The following is an 18,349-nucleotide window of genomic DNA, read 5'->3' as shown; positions in this document are numbered from 1 at the left end:
TGCTTATGCACTTATGTGCACGCTCTATCGTTAACTGCCACCTATAGTATAATAGTAATGCCAAAACTTTAAATCCGTTTAAAATACTGATTAACACTAGTTTTGTTTCTGAGTGCTATTTTCGTTAATGCTCATTTTTGAACATCAACTGTTCGGTATCGGACAATAGTTTGTTTACCATACCCTTCGTTTGTAGGCTGCTAACCAGAATTGATACTCTAATTGGGAAGCTGTTATAAATACTTGTCGCATCTTCTCCCGTTTTGTTGCAGTAGTTTCTGCAGCAATTTTGTCAACGTAGTTTTTCGCCTTGATAACGCCCTGTGCAAAATCCTCACCGCTATAGGTTTCTATCCATTTGGAATAGGGATTTCCCTGTGTATTTGCTGTCGATACAATGTGATCTCCGACCTCCTTATAAATCCAAAAACAGGGGAGTGTTGCCGCCATAGCGACCTCAATGCTCTCGAAAGCGGCTACGCTTTTAAGAAAATGGACATAATGATGGCAGGTTGGTTCGATTTTGTTGCTCTTGTCGGCAGGACTTAAACCAAATTCCCGAAAGTAATTTTCGTGTAATGCCCGTTCAACAAGAAGCGCATTGCGACCAAATTCGAAATAGTCCAATGCTTGTTGGTTATCCGCACTTTTTGCACCTATAAAGGCGAGCACACGGCCAAATTCTTCTAAATAGAAAGCATCCTGCTGCATGTAAAATTGAAATTTATCCAGGGGAAGACTACCATCACTAAGCTGAACAATAAATGGCATAGTAAGTATATCCGAATAAATAGCTGTTATGGATTCCCAGGCATGATCAGTCCAGTTCATATTGAATAAGTTTAATCGGATTATGGAAGTGATTTAATGGCCCATTTCCTTTGCCAATGACGAGATCTTTGCTACCAGCTATTGCTGCGTGTATATAGGCCAATGCGAATTCAACCGCGCTATCGAGACCAACGCCTTGTGCCAAATGGCTCGCAATTGCTGAAGAAAGCGAACAACCGGAACCATGTGTATTTTTGCTGTTAATTTTTTGAGATTTGAATTCAATTGGTGGACTCTTGTGCTGGAACAACAGGGATGTTAATTCTTGACTTTGGAGATGCCCGCCTTTAATCAAAACGGATTGACAACCTTTCGCCAATAGGCTATTTCCCGCTTTTTTCATCTTCTCAACATTGTCAATAACTTCGTTTACTAAAACACTTACCTCGTCTAAATTTGGTGTAATCAGCATTGCTAAAGGAAAAAGAAGTTCTATGCAGGCCTGAATTGTATCATCGTGAATGAGCTTGTGCCCGCTGGTCGAGACCATGACTGGATCAAATACGATAGGCCCTTTATATTCTTTTAAATAGCTGCTAATAAGCTCCACAAGTTCAATATTGTGTACCATTCCTATTTTGATTGCATCGGGATAGATATCGTCAAAAATAGCATCCAATTGGTCCTGGACGGCTGCTGTAGGAATTTCATAAATACGTCTTACACCTTGTGTGTTCTGAACGGGTAAGGCAGTTAAAACATTCATGGCATAACAACCTAATGCAGATATGGTTTTGGTATCTGCCTGTATACCTGCACCACCGCTACCATCGAACCCCGCAATGCTGAGTACGGTAGGGACGCGGTATTTTTTATCTTTTGTCATTTTAATAGTTCTTTTAGTTGTGCACTGGCAGCTCTGGGATCTTGACTTTGGCATATGGCCGAAACGACTGCAATGGAGTCTGCACCGGCATTCCAGGTCTCTTCTGCTGTTTGTAAATTCATCCTTCCGATAGCGATCAATGGTTTTTCCGTCCTACTCCGAAGTTGTTTTAAACCCGCAATTCCCCATTCAGTAACCGTATCTACTTTTGTTTTCGTAGAAAAAATGGGGCTTACACCAAGGTGGTCGACGGTGTACATTTGTTCACTTTCCAGTTGTTGCATGTCTTCTATGGACCAGCCTATGGTTAATTTATCACCATATTTTTCGCGAATAGCGAGCGGCTGCAAATCATTTTGACCCACATGTACTCCCCATGCCTCGATTTGGGCAGCGATTGCTACGGCATCATTGATCACGAGCGGAATACCATAATGATCGGTCAGTTTTTTCAAACGGATGGCTTTATCCAAAAATGTGGCCGGATCGTCAGCCTTTTCGCGCAATTGTATAAGATCGACTCCGCCAATAATGGCTTCTTCGGCAACATTGAGCCAATTTTGAGGATAACAGTCCCGCTCAGAAATTACCAAATATAAAGGGTAGGGAAAAAGCGGATTAATGCGCATAGCGTTTGATCTTGAGCTTTGATTTTAGACGTTCTGCATTGAGCTGATAGAGTTCATCATAGAGATTCAATTGCAGGGTGCCCGGTCCAGCTGCTGTTTGGGCAGCGAGTTCTCCCGCTAAGCTCAGAATGGATACACCGGCAACAGCTGCTTCAAAATATTGGTCTGTAACACCTAGAAATGCACCAATAAGCGCAGTAGCACTACAGCCAAGCCCAGTTACCTGTGTCATTAAAGGGTTGCCATTAAAAACTTCAACCCGATATTGCTGTGAAAGGATATAGTCTACTTCTCCAGAAATACAGATAATGGAGCCGGTTTGTTCTTGTAATAATTGGCCAAATCGGAGCGCATCTTTACTCGCTGTCGTGCTGTCGACTCCCTTTGTGTTCGGTTGGTTGAAATTGTACAGCGTCATGATTTCTGATGCATTTCCACGAATAACCGTGGGTTTGAGATCCAGTAGATTGGATAATAAATCATTGCGGAATGCTGATATCCCAGCACCAACAGGATCAAGTACCCATGGCCGTCCAATGGTATTGGCATGTTCGGTAGCAACCAGCATAGCTTCGGCAGTATCTTCACTCAAGGTGCCGATATTAATGACAAGAGCTTGTGCAATATCGACAACCTCGCGTACTTCTAATGGGCTGTGTACCATCACAGGGGACGCTCCTAGGGCTAAAAGTGCGTTGGCAGTATTGTTCATCACGACTAGGTTTGTGATGTTGTGTACAAGGGGTTTTTCGACCCTCAGCTGCTCTAATAAATTGATAATTGAATCTTCCATTTTTTTACATATGCTAAGATATACTGTGTGGCCTTGGAGGGAAGAAGAGCGATAGCCTGTGCAGTAAAGGAGTATGCTGTACAGTGGATTTTTGCTTTTCCCTACGCCGGTATAAACCGAATCAGGTTCAAAGGGACTATCTCAATTCTATACAGAATACCCCCAAAGCCAGACCAAACTTAAACAAAAAAGAGGACTTTTCATATCCGTCATTTTTCGATCATTAGCTTGTTGAATTAATCGGCCGGATTTTGATCGGCACTAATTTCAATGTATTCAACAGGGGTATAGGTAACCCGGGCAAAATTTTTGGTCAAAAGTTCGGTTTCCAAAATCTTTCCACCCTGAAACTTTAAAAATTTCTCGCGCCAAATCTCATTTTTCCGAAAGAACTGATTGTCTATTTTAAGAAATTGATGTTCTTTTTCAACGACATGGTACGCAAAATCCAGTTCTTGATCAATTCTTAATTCGCCCTCTAAACATTTGTCTGTGAACCAGAGATTTATTTGAAAGGTGTAAGGCGTGTTGTTGGTGAATTGATAGTCGCGGTAATTATAAAAGACGGTAGCTCCACTACCGAATGGCAAAACACGGCCATCGTCCGGAAATGGATCAAAAGAGTGGTGATAACGTTCATTGACGGTGAGTGGACTATGGATAACAAGCCAATGGATGAGGTTGGATATTTGACAGATTCCACCGCCAATACCCGCTCTTGCTTCACCAAAGGATAACTCCATGCCGGGCAGATATCCTTTTTTTACAGTGGGTAGTCCAACGAGTTTACAAAATGAAAAGGTTTCCTTCGGTCTGATCAGAATGCTATTAATCTGTGCTGCTGCAATTTTCAGGTTGGTAACTTTGTTAATCTGCAATTGCATATTATTTTCGCCTAGTTTTTTTAATAAGACAGACTGATGCTTTTTAATACGAAAGGGAAGTTTTTCAGTTGATTTAGCTGTGCTGTATTTCTTATTATCAAATAGCCAAACGGCTTTGCGCTGCACTCTTCTCGCCCATACTGCAATAAAATAGAGTATGGGATGAAGTTGACTGATCAGTTTTCTTTTTCTCAATTTGACGTTTATGTATCGCTATCAAAATTAGTGCAGAAATGTGTTTTTTGCCGAATTTCGTCGAATATTTTTTTGTCAAAATCAAGAATCTTATTGTCTGAGCTTAGTGCAGTTTTTCAGTTCGTTTAGTTGGTTTTCTTTGCCTGTATGTATTTCGCTGTTAACTTTCCCTCCTTGTTATAGATCAAGCTTTCGTAGGCACAGTTTCCGAGATCTTTTACAATAGATTTTTGTTGTAATACACCCTCATAATAAAACTCATCAATCGTTTCGTTGGCTCGGTACGATCGCTTGATTTCGGCTGTCAGTCGATCGCTTTGATCGAAGGTTTGGCGCAGCGAGTAGTCACTTGTTTCCGGACTATCATACTGATAGCGGACGCGACTTTCTCTTTGATCATTTCTGCCCGAAATCTCTTCAGTAATTCGATTCTGTTGATCATAACTGTAAATGGTCCAGTCTCTCCGTTGATAGACAAAATGAATGGATTCACTTTTTATAACCTGGAGTTTACTGTTCAAGTGATAAATCATCGCCGATTCAAATGTAGGATCGTAGGAAACAATGGTATTTGGGAGATACCGGTAAATTGTACTGCTGCTCCACTTACTATTTCGAAGGTACTGTATGGAGTCGATAAGTCCGAATTGATTATAGCATCTTTTGTTGTAATAATTATTTCCCCCGGAAAGATTGTTCGATGTGATCTCTTTGCCTTCTTCATATACAGTCGTCATAATTGCACCGGATTGCACCGCATTTTCGTCCGAAAACTGCTGCATTACATAAGTGCCGTCACATTTATTCTTACGCTGACTGTAATAAAGAGGAAGAGCGGAATTTGCGATAATAGCCGCTGCATATTGCCCGGATGGAATAAATTGAACTTGTGCGATTGAGTCAAAGAAATGTGAGGCATTATATTGTGCAGAAGCTTTCTTTGACGCAATTTGTGTGCTGGTGTTTAATATCGGTTTGGCTGCTGCCAGATAGGTATTACTATCGTATATGATCTTGGGTTTGGCTAATCCATCAAACAAGATCATGGCATGACGTTGCTTCAATGACAATACGTCGATGGTCCACTGGTGATTTTTAACGATGAATGTGAGTTTTTTTGCATCGGTTTTTGTGACCAGTAACTTTGTTGTGCTATAAGGTACTAATTTGAAAATCTCAGCAGCATTTTTTTCGTGTAGACGCATGATAAAATCAGTTGATTTATCGGACTCATTGGTTAGAAAAAGAACTGCATGCGTTGGGCTAGCTATTGTTAGCGATTTTACTGTTTGCGATGCTGCGCTGGGACTATATAACAGCAATATCAACAACTGAATGATAATCGGATAAATGTGCAGTTTCGCGTTATAATTCATTTGGGTCGATATTGCTGTTGTTGACTTTGCTATTTAATTTAATACTTCTTTCAAAAATAATAAGGTGTGCTCCCAGGCACGTTTAGCCATTACGGGGTTATATTCGGCTGACTCGGGATTCGTAAACGTATGTCCCGAATTTGCGTAGGTAATTATTTGCCAGTCTGCTTTTCCTTCATTTAATTCCTTGACCAACCCATCGTAATCTTCTTTTGATACGCTTTTATCGGCTGCTGGGTGCTCAACGAGTACTTTTGTTTTGATCGAACCATTGGGTCTGTCGGCAGCTTTGGATAGGCCTCCGTGGATACTGATCACTGCATTGACGGGGAAGCCGGCTCTCGCTGCTTCTAAGGCTCCTGAACCTCCAAAACAATAGCCGATGACAGCAATTTTCGTCGGATCCGCGCCCTCTTTTTTCAGTTGTTCCAATGCGAGCATTATGCGATGCTGATAAGCTTTATAGTCTGTCTTATAGTGGCCGGCAATTTTCGAAGCTGCGGTGTTGTCCGAGGGAATATTTCCTTCACCGTAGATGTCGGCAATGAACGCGATGTAACCTTCTTTTTCAAGAAGCAATGCAGCTTGTTTCGCTTCGTTGTCAATTCCCTTCCATGCCGGAAGAATTAAGACAGCAGGGCCTTTTTTTGCCCTATTGGAGGTTACCATGCCGTTGAGTTTTTGTTCACCATCCTGGTAAGAAACCTGTTTTAATTGTTGGGCCTGCGTAGTCATGGTGACCATAGTAAGCACCAATAGTGTCATAACTGTTTTCATCTGTTAATAATTTGTTCCACTTATTATTTTGTGTGATCAGAAATGAACCTAATTTGGAGTCCATCTCAACTAAATATAATTTTCAATGTACATTTTTTTCACTGTCGCCAACCTGAAGCTATGACTTGATGGATTCAATGATACCAATAACATCGAGCTGTCCGAGACCTTGATCCTGTGCTTTTCCGTAGGTTTCGAGTAAGGTCTTGAGGAGGGGATAGTCAGCACCGGCCTGTTGAGCCAGTCGAATATCTTTCAGCATAAGGTCTAGCGCAAATGCAGGACTGTAGTTTTCTTCCACCAATAATGGTGTTTTCACTTTTGTTGCCCCACTGCCGCTGGCACTATCGTTGATGATTTCGAGCATATCGCTTCGTTGAATTCCCAGTTTATCTGAAAATAAGATCGTCTCCGCGAGACCTTGGTAAATCGTCGAAAGGAAATAGTTGATCGCAAGTTTAGCGGCAATTCCCTGACCATTTTCGCCGAGATGTTTGATCGATTTTCCCATCTGCTCGAGGTATGGTCGGGCGCGATGAAGGTCTTCGGGATCACCACCGACCATAATAATAAGTGTACCCTCAGTCGCTGGCTTGGTACTGCCGGCAACGGGAGCATCGATAAAAGCAGCGCCTTTTTCTTTTAGCTTAGTGGCTATTGAAATACAGCGTTCACGAGATATTGTACTCATATCGACAAATAATTTGCCCTTGATCTCCCTTTGGAGGATTTTTTCATAAACTTCGTTGACCGCTTCATCATTTGTGAGCATGGAGAATATAATATCGCTATGATCGACTAATTCACCTATATCTTCTCTGATAATTGATTGCTCTTCAAAACCTGCTGCTTTAGCCTTGTTTCTATTGTAAACAGAAAGGGGGAATCCTGCTTTTTCTAGATTTTTAGCCATGGGATACCCCATGTTTCCTAATCCTATAAATCCTAATTTTTCTATCTTCATCTAAAAATTACATTAATTGCTCTTGAAATTTACGTATAACTAAAGATACAAATGTTTTGCTCATTCCACCAATACCCTAATTTCGTTACGTAGCAGCACTATTTTATCTTCCTGTTCCAGTTTTTTTAAAATTCGGGAGACAACGACTCGGGATGTATTTAAATCGGAAGCGATATCCTGATGCGTAAGGGTGAGTATTCGGTCGTCATTCAGCTTCACTTTGGCTTTTAAATAGTTGATGATGCGTTCTTCCATATTGGAAAAAGCTAGACTATCAACAGCTTGTAACATTTCGTCCATACGGCTTGAATAGCTTGATATGATGAAATTTCGCCAGGAAGGGTATTTTCCCATCCAAAGGTTGACAAGCTCATTTGGAATCATGGCTACAGTCGTTGTTTTTTCTGCGAGCGCACGAATTTCACTTTTTTTATTCCCGAGGCAACAGGCTATCGACATTGTACAGGTTTGACCTTTTTCCAGATAGTAGAGCAACAATTCGCCTTTATCTTCATCCTCCCGGACAATTTTTATTGCCCCATCCAAGAGGAGAGGCATCGCCTTGATATATTGATTGGTATCAATGATGAGATCACCTTCACGGAACGTTTTTATATGCGCGTTTTCCGCTATTTCAGCGATTAATTCCGGTTCAAGAATGCCTGTATAAGCTTGTTCTATGGATAACATATTTTTTAAATTAGTTAAAGTTAATTATTTATAGGCTTATTTCAGCTGTTGTGGGAAGAAAAGGAGGTAGGTGGAAACGACGGATTGAAAGAAACAATTTTTAGCACCGCATGGGGATAAGCTATAAAATCTTGTATGCAATTCATAAAAATCGTAAAATTGATAAGTTTTGATTTATTCAAAACAGACAAAATATTATTCTGACTATTTTTGATGTTTTTTCATGAATACGATGGATGTGTTGTATTTATTTTATGTATGCTGTATTTTTATTGCCTCTTTTTGCTGAAATTTGCTGTTTTTCTGTGGAAGATTAAAATTCATTCTTTCTATATAGAGATACTGCATCATATTGGTATTGTTAAAATTAGTTAAAAAGACAATCAATTCCTAATTTTGCGGCACAAAAACAAAACAATCACATCTAACATGAAAAAGTCTTTACTTTTTTTTGCCCTTGTTTTTGCTAGTTATAGTGCCGTTCAAGGTCAAACAGCAAATACTGGTTCGGTTTCAGGAGTTGTCAAAGAAGCTACTGGACAAACGGTTAAAGGAGCAACCATTAAAATTACCCACATCCCAAGTGGACAAGTAGTAAGTGGCTCAGCCGATGCCCAAGGAAAATTTCAAATTTCAAATCTTCAAGAAGGAGGCCCCTACAAAGTAGAGGTAACTTACATTGGCGAAACGCCTGTTGTTTTCGAAAACATCATGCTGAAATCGGGGGAATCGTTGAATATCAATCCAATTTTTACGGCTGGATCTTCAACAAATTTGGATGAGGTTGTTGTTGTCGGTCATGGGGTTATCGATATTGCGGCAGGAAGAAAGACACCGATTGCCGTTTCGACGATCCGTAAGCAGGATTTAGAGGAACGGGTAGGAGCACAGGATATTACTTCAGCATTAGCTAATACCCCTTCGGTTTATATCACTGGTCAGGCAAAAGGTTTTGGTGAGTCTTCTATGACAACACGTGGTTTTGATCAGTCCAATACAGCATTTTTGTTGAACGGTCAGCCTATCAATGGTATGGACAATGGAAGTGTATATTGGTCAAATTGGTCGGGACTTACAGATATTGCCTCTTTAGTGCAGATTCAACGTGGTTTGGGATCATCTAAATTAGCGATTTCATCTGTCGGCGGAACCGTAAATTACGTGACACAATCCACTGCAATGAAAGAGGGTGGTTTTGTTCGTACCACTGTTGGTAACGATATGTTTATGAAGGCAACAGTCGGTTACAATACTGGTCTGATGAAAAACGGTTTTGCTGTTTCGGCTATGTTTACACAGTGGTCAGGTAACGGTTATATGGATCATACAGAAGGTGCTGGACAAAGTTATTTCTTGTCTGTTGGATATAAAGCGAATGAAAAGCACAACCTGAACTTTATGGTAACGGGTGCACCACAATGGCACAACCAAGGCTATACCTCAAAATTGTCTAACTATCTCGCTAATGGCAGACGTTATAACGACAATTATAAGGATGCAAACGGCGTGATGATGAATGCACAAAAGAACTTTTATCATAAGCCAGTAGCCAACTTGAACTGGGACTGGACGATCGATGATAAATCATCTTTGTCAACTGTCGTTTACGCATCGTTAGCTGCTGGGGGTGGCCAATCCTTGCGAAGCGATAAATACAATACAGGCAAATATTTAGCTGCTGATGTGAACAATCACCAATGGTTCGGTATAGTTTCTAACTATAATCGTAAACTTTCAGAATCCTTGAATTTCAATGTCGGTTTTGATGTAAGGGACTATAAAGGTACACACTATCGTAAATTGACTGATCCACTTGGAAATACAAATGGTGTTGTATTAGGCGGTAATGTTAATTTCCCTAATAAGCCATTGGTTACAAATACATACTCAACGAACCCTTGGAAAGCTTTCTCAAGTAAACCTGATTCGCGTGAAGATCGTTTAGCTTGGGATTACAATCAATACATTCGTTACGGAGGTCTGTTCGGTCAATTGGAATATGCGAAAAATGGCTTTACAGCGTTTTTCCAAGGATCGGTTTCCGAACAACAAAACAAGCGTTCTGATTATTTTCAATACACACCAGGTAATGAGGATTCTAAAGACGTGAACAACTTTGGTTACAATACGAAGGGTGGTGTAAGTTATACATTGGGACATCATAGTGTTTTTGGTAATGCGGGGTACTATTCCCGTCAGCCTTATCAAAACAATATTTTCATGAATTTTGCAAATGATATTAATGAAAATGCTGAAAATGAAAAAATTCTTGGTTTAGAGGCTGGTTATAAATTTGCTTCTCGATTCTTGGATGTGAATGTGAATGTTTACCGCACAACTTGGGAAAACCGTGTTACGGGTAGTTCGAGTTTAGCGACGGCAGATGATGTGAAAAAATACAATCCAACAAATGATCCTGGTATTTTGGTCGAAGGCGCCTATTTATATACAACAAATTACGGTGTAAAACAGGTGCATAGCGGGGTAGAAGTTGATTTTGAGGCCCGCCCAATCGAAAAATTAAGCCTAACAGGTTTTTTATCGATAGGTGACTGGAAATACGATGGCGCAGTAAACTCGGTCGTACGTAACGATAACCGCGTCGAATTGGGACGTTCTCAGGTTAATTTAACCGGTGAACATGTTGGTAACGCAGCGCAAACTTCTTATGGATTTGGTGCTAAATATAAAGTGTTTAAGGGTTTGTCTGTTGACGCAAACTACAGATATTACGAGCGTTTGTATGCATCGAATTATCGTAGAGAAGTAATAGATGGCCAAACTTATGGACGTTATATGAAATTACCGTCTTTTAATCTTTTGGATGCCGGTCTTTCTTACAATGTCAAAGTAAGTGACAAGAACAGTATGAGTTTCCGTGTCAACATGAACAATGTGTTGAATAAGTTCTATATTTCGGAAGCTACTTCGAGTAACTTGGTGACGGATGTGAACAATACTTGGAATGGTATTGACACGTCCAATTTTGTTTTGATCGGACAGGGTAGAACTTGGAATGCATCTGTGAAATTTACATTCTAATAAGATTTACGTCGAATACAAAAGGCCCACAATTATTTTGTGGGCCTTTTTTTGTTTTTTAATAAAAACTTAATAATTTTAGGTGATCTAATTGTCAACCTGATGTTGCATAAATTAATTTGTCTGGAAAATTTACAGATCGGTACTGTCCATTTTTCTGCTTTTGTTGTTAATTTGGATGGTGGAAATACAGGCTTTGCTTTATTTATTAACCAAGAAAATGACCCAATCTTTATTTTTCGAAAAGAAAAGAAAAATGAGGTATCTTTCCATGTAAATGAAGAGCAATTCTTTTGGATTGTAAAAAACAGCCAGTTTACACCAGGAGAACGTCAAGCCTTTTTTGCTGAATTTGTTGAATTCCTGCGTTTGATGGAAGAGAAGGTTTCCAATTATGTTTTCAAAAAGGAAAAATTAATCAAATTTACAAATTCGAGGGATATTGTCCGCTATAAATACTTATACCTGACAGGTGAAATTAGTTGATAAGAATACCCGATTATAATACCCGATCCCCCATTAGATTTCTTTTGTAACGAAATTTAGCTTAGTTTTGGGTATGAAGCATATGTTTTCAAATCTAGCTGTCATTCTACAAAACAATACTTTTGTGGAATCAGATTTTACACTGCCGGTACCCGTACTTCTTGCTAAGTTTTCTTTTTTACCTATTTCATCATTTTTTCCGGAAGCGAGTTCATCTTTTTCCGCTAATTGGCTAGAAACCGTCCAACAGAGCGCGATTAGATCTACATTGGAAGGATTTAATGTCGGAATCAGTGGCGATGGCAATCCTGTCGCTTTACTTGAGCAAGCGATTGCTTTGACTAATCATGCACTTGCCTATAGTTATTTAGGTCTTTATTATTTTAAAATAGCGGCATATGACCAAGCTATTGCAACGTTTACAAACGCAATCGAACAGTATAAAGAGGAGCCATTTTTTTATGCGAGCCGTTGTTTAGTTTATCGCCTCATCGATGAAGACGAAGGTGCTTTCTATGATTATCAAATAGCCAAGAGACTGGATTTTAATTATCATAGTGTATTGGAATGGGCGGAGAATCAAGCTGAACTCACTTACTTTGAGGCCGATAATTTGGTTATTCAAGAGCTGGAATCGAAGCCAAATCAGCTGAGTACTGACGAAATAAATTCATTGGGACTTGAATATGTTCATTGCTATAGCTATCTAAAAGCAATCGGTCTTTATTCTTCGGCTATTGCGGAATCCGATAACAAGGATAGCAATCTGTTGGTTTTTAGAGGAAGTTTGTACCTGAAATTGACCTGTTTTGAGTTGGCATTGTCCGATTTCAATCAGGCTATTGCTCTTGATGAGAATCGTTCTGCCGCCTATATATTTCGCGCTAAAGTGTTTGAATCCTATCGTAATTACCAAAGTGCGCTGGAAGACTATGCCAAAGCGGAGGAAATAGATCGTGATTCATCGATCGTTTACGAAGAAAGGGCATCTTTGTTTGAGCGATTGGGAAATTTTGAGGAAGCATTATTGGATTTTGACCGCCTTGTTACGCTCAATCCGGAAGATTTTTATGTGTATTCATTACGGGCCGATTTGAATGAAAAGTTGGAGGATTTACCAGGCGCACTGGCAGATTACTCGAAAGCGATCGATTTGAATCCATATTATTCTGATTTGTATTCATATCGCGCAGCAATTCGTGAAAAATTGGGTGATCCTATCGGGGCAAAAGCCGACCTGGATAAATTCAATGAATTGGAAGATGAATAAAAAAAGTCCACCTTTTGGTGGACTTTTTATACCTACTGCTCTAACTAGAGCAGCCTTTATTTAATGATCCTTTTTATCTTATTGGAACGGGTAATAAGTTTGTGCAATTTGTCATAATCCTCCGTGGCAATAGAATCGTGCAGGGATTGAAGCTGCTTGATATGTTCTTCGAGTACTTCGAGTACATTTTCGCGATTTTGCTTGAAAATAGGTGTCCACATATCGGGCGAACTTTTGGCAAGACGTACTGTAGATTCAAATCCCGATCCTGCCAGCTCAAAGATACGTCCCTGAGATTTCTCTTTTTCCAATACCGTTAAGGCGAGGGCGAAAGAGGTTAGGTGGGAGATGTGTGATACATAAGCAGTGTGTACATCATGTTCGTCCGCATTCATAAAACAGCTGCGCATCTCCAATTGGTCTGTGATGGCATCGGCGATCTCGAAAGCATCCTCATCAGTTTTAAATGCTTCGACATACACCATCATCTTGCCTTTGAATAAGCCCGGTATTGCAGCCTCAGGCCCCGAATACTCGGTTCCGGCCATGGGATGGGCTGCAACGTAACGCCCCCGGTTAGGGTGATCCTTGATTTTGTTGAGAATATTTGTTTTTGTCGATCCCATGTCAATGACGACCTGATCTGTAACCAAATCCAAGATTTGAGGAACAACATGTAAAATGGCATCGACAGGAATTGTGAGCACCAATACTTTACAGCTCTTAATCGCATCTTCTAAGCTTGCTGTTTCGTCAATGAAGCCGATGTGCATCGCTTTATCTAAGTTCTTTTGACTCTTATCTACACCGATAATTTTGTCGCAGAATTTTGTTTCTTTTAGGCGAATGGCAACTGAGCCGCCGATCAAGCCTACGCCTACAATGGCAATGTTCATATGTAAACAATTATATTAAGCGTATTTTTGTTCAAATGTTATACACCGAACGCTTTATACCCTGGTTGTTTGTCGATCAATTATTCTATCGATAATTTCAAAGCAGTTAAGCTGCCCCGATATCGAATGTCTTAGAAATTATCTTTAATGCGCTGGATTGATTCTTTGAGTACCTCTACTGTGGCACAGAGACTGATGCGTATATATTGATCGCCTTTGTCTCCGAAAATTCCACCCGGTGTAATAAATACCCGTGACTTGTCCAAAACAGCATCGCTTAGCGCATAACCATCCTTGTATTTTTCAGGGATGCGTGCCCATACAAACAGACCTACTTGGTCCTTTTGATAAGAACAGTCCAGCAAATCCATAATTTCATACACCTGTTGACGTCTTTCAGCATAAATTTTGTTTAGATCAGCATACCAGGAGGCATCAAGTTGTAAGGCTTTTGCCGCAGCCAGCTGAACAGGTAAAAACATACCTGAATCCATGTTGCTTTTGAAACGGAGTACTTGGTTTATACGTTCTTCGGCACCCACGAGCACACCAATTCGCCATCCCGCCATATTGGAAGACTTGCTCAGCGAATTCAACTCAATGGCCACATCTTTCGCGCCAGGGATACTCATAATGCTTCTTGGCGTATCTGTCAAAATAAAGCTATACGGATTATCGTGGCAAATCAGGATATTATGCTCTTTAGCAAATTGAATCAGCTCTTGATAAAATGCATCGGGTGCCGAGGCACCTGTTGGCATATGAGGATAGTTTATCCACATCAGTTTAACCTTTGACAAGTCTTGTTTTCTGAGCTCATTTAGATCAATAAGCCAATTTTTCTCTTGTGTAAGATTATAGGTAATTGCTTCAGCACCACTCAATCTCACTGCAGCAGCATAAGCTGGGTAGCCAGGATTGGGTATAAGTGCTTGGTCTCCTTCCTGAAGATAGGTCATACAGATGTGTACAATACCCTCTTTTGACCCTATTAAGGGTAATATTTCTGTATTGGGATTAAAAGTCGCGTTATAATAACGTTGATACCAATCTGCAACGGCTTGTCGTAGGGCGGGAGCGCCTTTATAATTTTGATAGCCATGCACATTTGGAAGTTGGGCATTCGTATTTAATGTCTCGATCACCTCCGGGTGTGGGGGCAAGTCTGGACTTCCAATTCCTAGGTTGATTACACGCGCACCCTGTTTGTTTAACTCATCTATTTCTCTTAATTTTTTGGAGAAATAATATTCTTCAGTATGCTGCAATCTTTTGGCAACGTCTATTTGCATTTTATTTTAATAAATTTGGTATTTGAATAAGGCTAAATTAGGGAATTATCTATTAAAAGGAGATTTTTTTATCGATTTTTCAAGCTGAACAAGCTGAATGCTTTAGTCTTGAGATGCAACAATTTTATAGTCCCTTACCAGGATATGCGCTTTTCTTGATTAATTTGTTATTTTTGTTCAATTTCCTCGTCAAAAATCTGAAAGTTAGAGGAGAGACCGACGAATGACTTTTCGTATAAAGGTAATTTGTCTTAGTTCAAAATAAATGAAAACATATTTTAGGCTCTTATCGTTTGCTAAACCCATTGAGAAATTTGCAATCCCATATGTAATTTTCACGTTGATCACGGTTATTTTTAGCACATTGAATTTAGCGTTGCTAGCTCCATTACTCCATACACTTTTTAACGTTGGTAAAGAGACCGCCGAGGTCGTAAAACCAGAAGCTTATACAGACATTCTCGCGTGGTTTAATTACTACGCCAGTGTTGCTAATAGCCAGTTTGGAGCCTATGGTGCATTGAAATACGTCTGTATTGTTATTGTGATCTCCGTATTTATCAGTAATCTATTTCGTTATTTCTGTCAGCGTATCATGGAGAATTTTCGCATTCATACCCTGCTTAAATTGCGCAGAGCAGTGTTTGATAATGTGATGGATCTGCATGTTGGCTATTTTACGGGGCAACGAAAAGGAGATATTGTTTCTAAAGTCGCGTCAGATGTGCAGGTAGTTCAGTATTCTGTTACAGGGACATTACAGGTGGTTTTTAAGGAGCCTCTGCAATTGATCGCTTATATCGTGATGCTTTTTAATATCTCTGCAAAATTGACTTTTTTCTCCCTCTTGGTTATTCCAGTCTCTGCATTTTTTATAGCAAGAATCGTTAAGAATCTTAAAAGTCAGGCGCATGCAGCACAGGAGTCGTATGGAAATATGATTTCCTATTTGGACGAAGCATTATCGGGGATTAAAATTATCAAAGCCTTCAATGCGGTCTCCTTTATTAAGAACAGATTTCATAATGAGAACGAACGTTATGCAAATATCGGCCGTGATATGGCTAAAAGACAACAGTTAAGTTCGCCTGTTTCTGAGCTACTAGGTGTCATTATGGTCGCAATTATTCTTTTATATGGCGGTCATTTGGTGCTTTCAGGTGACAAGGGGTTAACTGCACCGGAATTTATCGCCTATATCGCTATTTTTTCACAAGTGATGCGTCCGGCAAAAGCGTTGACAGATTCTTTTAGCGGTATTCATAATGGTCTTGCTGCGGGCGAACGCGTATTGGAACTCATCGATGAACGGACGGAAGTGAAAGATCGCGCCGACGCGAAGCTTGTGAAAAGCTTTGAGAAGAATATCGTATTTAACCAGGTCAATTTTTCGTATAGCAAAGATAAAGAGATTCTCCAGAACATCGATTTGACTATAGAAAAAGGGAAGGTCGTTGCATTGGTAGGGCCATCAGGTGGAGGGAAATCAACTTTGGTTGATTTGATCCCGAGATTTATGGACGTCACTGGAGGGCAAATTTTGTTTGATGGTACTGATTTACGGGATTTAAGCCAGGATTCTTTACGGGACATGATCGGTGTGGTTAATCAGGAGTCCATTTTGTTTAATGATACGATCTTCAATAATATAGCATTTGCTAATCTTTCTGCCAGCCAGGAAGAGGTTGAAGCCGCTGCACGGATTGCCAATGCGCATGAATTTATTTTGAAAACTGAACATGGTTATCAGACCAACATTGGTGATCGGGGCGGTAAATTATCAGGTGGCCAACGCCAGCGGATCTGTATCGCACGGGCTGTCTTAAAAAATCCACCGATCATGCTTCTTGATGAGGCGACTTCTGCGCTAGATACCGAATCTGAAAAATTGGTACAGGACTCCTTATATAAATTAATGGACAATAGAACAACAGTTGTCATCGCCCACCGCTTAAGTACCATTCAGAATGCGGATATAATTGTGGTAATTGAAGCTGGAAAGATTGTAGAAGTAGGTAGCCATAGTGAGCTGATACAACGTGAGGGATTATACCGCAAATTAATCGAGATGCAACAATTTACAGATTAGCTTTCTTTTCTAAGAGGTTTGTCAAATTAGTTGTTATCACATTTTTTATTATAACTTTTGTTGCCTTTTCGGTACATTTGATTTAAGATAGGAGATACATTTAATGAACGCAATAGATAAATTGAATTTCTTGATTAACGATAAGAATTTAGCTGTCGAGTTGAGAGATATAGCGGAGAAAGTTTTGCGAGAGGAGCGTATCACTTTTGAGGAAGGAGTGCTTTTATATGAAAAAGGTGAGCTAGGCTATCTTGGTGTGCTTGCTAACTATATTCGTGAGAGACGTCATGGAGATCATACTTTCTTCAATCGTAATTTTCACATTGAGCCGACTAATGTTTGTGTCTATGACTGTAAGTTCTGTTCGTATTCCCGCTTAATAAAAGAAAGGGCAGAAGGTTGGGAGATGGAAGTTGATGGCATGATGGATATTGTCAAAAAATATGACAATGAGGCTGTTACTGAGGTTCATATCACTGGAGGGGTTGTTCCTAAACAAAACCTCGAATTTTATGCCGATTTCTTTCGCAAATGTAAGGCGCATCGCCCCGAGTTGCATATTAAAGGACTTACACCTGTAGAGTATTACTATATTTTTAAGAAGGCAAAATTAAGCCATTACGATGGCCTGAAGTATTTGCAATCTTGCGGCTTGGATTCTATGCCAGGGGGTGGAGCAGAGATTTTTCATCCAGAAATCAGAGAGCAGATTGCACATGATAAATGTACCGCCGAACAATGGTTGGATATTCATGAGCAAGCACATAAGCTGGGAATGCATACCAATGCCACAATGCTGTATGGTCATATTGAGCAGTTTTGGCATCGAGTAGATCACATGGAGCGCCTAAGACAGCTGCAGGATAAGACTGGCGGTTTTCAGACCTTTATTCCTTTAAAATTTAGAAATAAGGAGAACCAAATGTCCCATATTCCCGAGGTATCCGTTATCGAAGACCTAAGGAATTATGCGATCGCTCGAATTTACATGGATAATTTTGATCATATTAAAGCGTATTGGGCAATGATATCGAGAGATACGGCCCAGTTATCCTTAGCTTTTGGGGTCGATGATATCGATGGAACACTGGATGATACGACAAAAATATACAGCATGGCGGGAGCAGAAGAGCAAAAGCCGGGGATGACCACACAAGAGGTTGTCGAGCTGATAAAAAATGTTGGACGCCATCCGATCGAAAGAGATACCCTCTACAATGTGGTGACCGATTATAATGATTTTGTTTTTGATCAAGGTGATCAAAAGAAAAGCTACTATGCATTACCTGTTGTCAATTCATAACTCATA

Annotated in this window: 16 protein-coding genes and 1 riboswitch; of the genes, 5 read left to right on the top strand and 11 right to left on the bottom strand. The window is 40.1% G+C overall.

What is annotated here, in order from left to right; all coding sequences use genetic code 11:
* Positions 1–174: 174 nt before the first annotated feature.
* The 9 genes from tenA to K2F45_RS18275 all read right to left on the bottom strand — a co-directional run bounded on the left by tenA (position 175) and on the right by K2F45_RS18275 (position 7,965).
* Positions 175–831 (bottom strand): thiaminase II, encoded by a 657-nt coding sequence (gene tenA / locus K2F45_RS18315; RefSeq protein WP_075993429.1) that lies wholly within the window; start codon positions 829–831, stop codon positions 175–177.
* Positions 818–1,657 carry a bifunctional hydroxymethylpyrimidine kinase/phosphomethylpyrimidine kinase gene (gene thiD / locus K2F45_RS18310; protein WP_075993428.1) on the bottom strand — a complete coding sequence of 280 codons (840 nt, stop codon included), beginning with the start codon at positions 1,655–1,657 and terminating at the stop codon, positions 818–820. The genes tenA and thiD overlap by 14 nt, the downstream gene beginning before the upstream one ends.
* The gene (thiE, locus tag K2F45_RS18305; protein WP_075993427.1) at positions 1,654–2,286 is read right to left on the bottom strand and encodes a thiamine phosphate synthase; all 633 of its coding nucleotides are present in this window, start codon (positions 2,284–2,286) and stop codon (positions 1,654–1,656) included. The genes thiD and thiE overlap by 4 nt, the downstream gene beginning before the upstream one ends.
* A complete protein-coding gene (thiM, locus tag K2F45_RS18300) occupies positions 2,276–3,079 on the bottom strand; it encodes a hydroxyethylthiazole kinase (protein WP_075993426.1) in 804 nt (267 codons plus the stop codon). The genes thiE and thiM overlap by 11 nt, the downstream gene beginning before the upstream one ends.
* Positions 3,080–3,160: 81 nt before the next feature.
* A riboswitch (TPP riboswitch) is annotated at positions 3,161–3,253 on the bottom strand.
* Between the two features lie 62 nt (positions 3,254–3,315).
* Complete coding sequence (locus tag K2F45_RS18295; protein WP_232475564.1) at positions 3,316–4,158, bottom strand: VanW family protein; 843 nt, start codon at positions 4,156–4,158, stop codon at positions 3,316–3,318.
* Positions 4,159–4,283: 125 nt separating this feature from the next.
* Positions 4,284–5,534 (bottom strand): hypothetical protein, encoded by a 1,251-nt coding sequence (locus tag K2F45_RS18290; protein WP_075993425.1) that lies wholly within the window; start codon positions 5,532–5,534, stop codon positions 4,284–4,286.
* Between the two features lie 33 nt (positions 5,535–5,567).
* On the bottom strand, positions 5,568–6,311 hold the full coding sequence (locus K2F45_RS18285; protein ID WP_075993424.1) for a dienelactone hydrolase family protein: 744 nt from the start codon (positions 6,309–6,311) through the stop codon (positions 5,568–5,570).
* A gap of 118 nt (positions 6,312–6,429) precedes the next feature.
* Positions 6,430–7,275, bottom strand: a complete 846-nt coding sequence (locus K2F45_RS18280) for an NAD(P)-dependent oxidoreductase (protein ID WP_083663680.1) — start codon at positions 7,273–7,275, stop codon at positions 6,430–6,432.
* 60 nt (positions 7,276–7,335) lie between these two features.
* The gene (locus K2F45_RS18275) at positions 7,336–7,965 is read right to left on the bottom strand and encodes a Crp/Fnr family transcriptional regulator (protein ID WP_075993423.1); all 630 of its coding nucleotides are present in this window, start codon (positions 7,963–7,965) and stop codon (positions 7,336–7,338) included.
* 429 nt (positions 7,966–8,394) lie between these two features.
* Here K2F45_RS18275 and K2F45_RS18270 point away from each other — a divergent pair, with 429 nt between their 5' ends.
* The 3 genes from K2F45_RS18270 to K2F45_RS18260 all read left to right on the top strand — a co-directional run bounded on the left by K2F45_RS18270 (position 8,395) and on the right by K2F45_RS18260 (position 12,763).
* Positions 8,395–11,007 (top strand): TonB-dependent receptor, encoded by a 2,613-nt coding sequence (locus K2F45_RS18270; RefSeq protein WP_075993422.1) that lies wholly within the window; start codon positions 8,395–8,397, stop codon positions 11,005–11,007.
* Between the two features lie 102 nt (positions 11,008–11,109).
* The gene (locus tag K2F45_RS18265) at positions 11,110–11,493 is read left to right on the top strand and encodes a hypothetical protein (RefSeq protein ID WP_248932002.1); all 384 of its coding nucleotides are present in this window, start codon (positions 11,110–11,112) and stop codon (positions 11,491–11,493) included.
* 124 nt (positions 11,494–11,617) lie between these two features.
* Positions 11,618–12,763, top strand: coding sequence for a tetratricopeptide repeat protein (locus K2F45_RS18260; RefSeq protein WP_248932001.1), 1,146 nt, complete (start codon positions 11,618–11,620; stop codon positions 12,761–12,763).
* 56 nt (positions 12,764–12,819) lie between these two features.
* On the opposite strand, the gene K2F45_RS18255 is transcribed toward K2F45_RS18260, so the two are convergent.
* Both K2F45_RS18255 and K2F45_RS18250 read right to left on the bottom strand, forming a co-directional pair.
* Positions 12,820–13,659: a prephenate dehydrogenase gene (locus tag K2F45_RS18255; RefSeq protein ID WP_075993419.1), complete on the bottom strand. Its 840-nt coding sequence runs from the start codon at positions 13,657–13,659 to the stop codon at positions 12,820–12,822.
* 131 nt (positions 13,660–13,790) lie between these two features.
* Positions 13,791–14,951, bottom strand: a complete 1,161-nt coding sequence (locus K2F45_RS18250) for a pyridoxal phosphate-dependent aminotransferase (protein ID WP_075993418.1) — start codon at positions 14,949–14,951, stop codon at positions 13,791–13,793.
* A 265-nt stretch (positions 14,952–15,216) separates the two neighbouring features.
* Here K2F45_RS18250 and K2F45_RS18245 point away from each other — a divergent pair, with 265 nt between their 5' ends.
* Complete coding sequence (locus K2F45_RS18245; RefSeq protein ID WP_075993417.1) at positions 15,217–17,040, top strand: ABC transporter ATP-binding protein; 1,824 nt, start codon at positions 15,217–15,219, stop codon at positions 17,038–17,040.
* Between the two features lie 103 nt (positions 17,041–17,143).
* Positions 17,144–18,343 (top strand): aminofutalosine synthase MqnE, encoded by a 1,200-nt coding sequence (mqnE, locus tag K2F45_RS18240; RefSeq protein ID WP_075993416.1) that lies wholly within the window; start codon positions 17,144–17,146, stop codon positions 18,341–18,343.
* The last annotated feature ends 6 nt before the right edge of the window (positions 18,344–18,349 follow it).

It is taken from the genome of Sphingobacterium siyangense (genome assembly GCF_023277505.1).
Lineage (GTDB): Bacteria > Bacteroidota > Bacteroidia > Sphingobacteriales > Sphingobacteriaceae > Sphingobacterium > Sphingobacterium siyangense.
The sequence above is the reverse complement of the archived record's forward strand: the minus strand, read 5'-3'. Positions and strand labels throughout refer to the sequence as shown.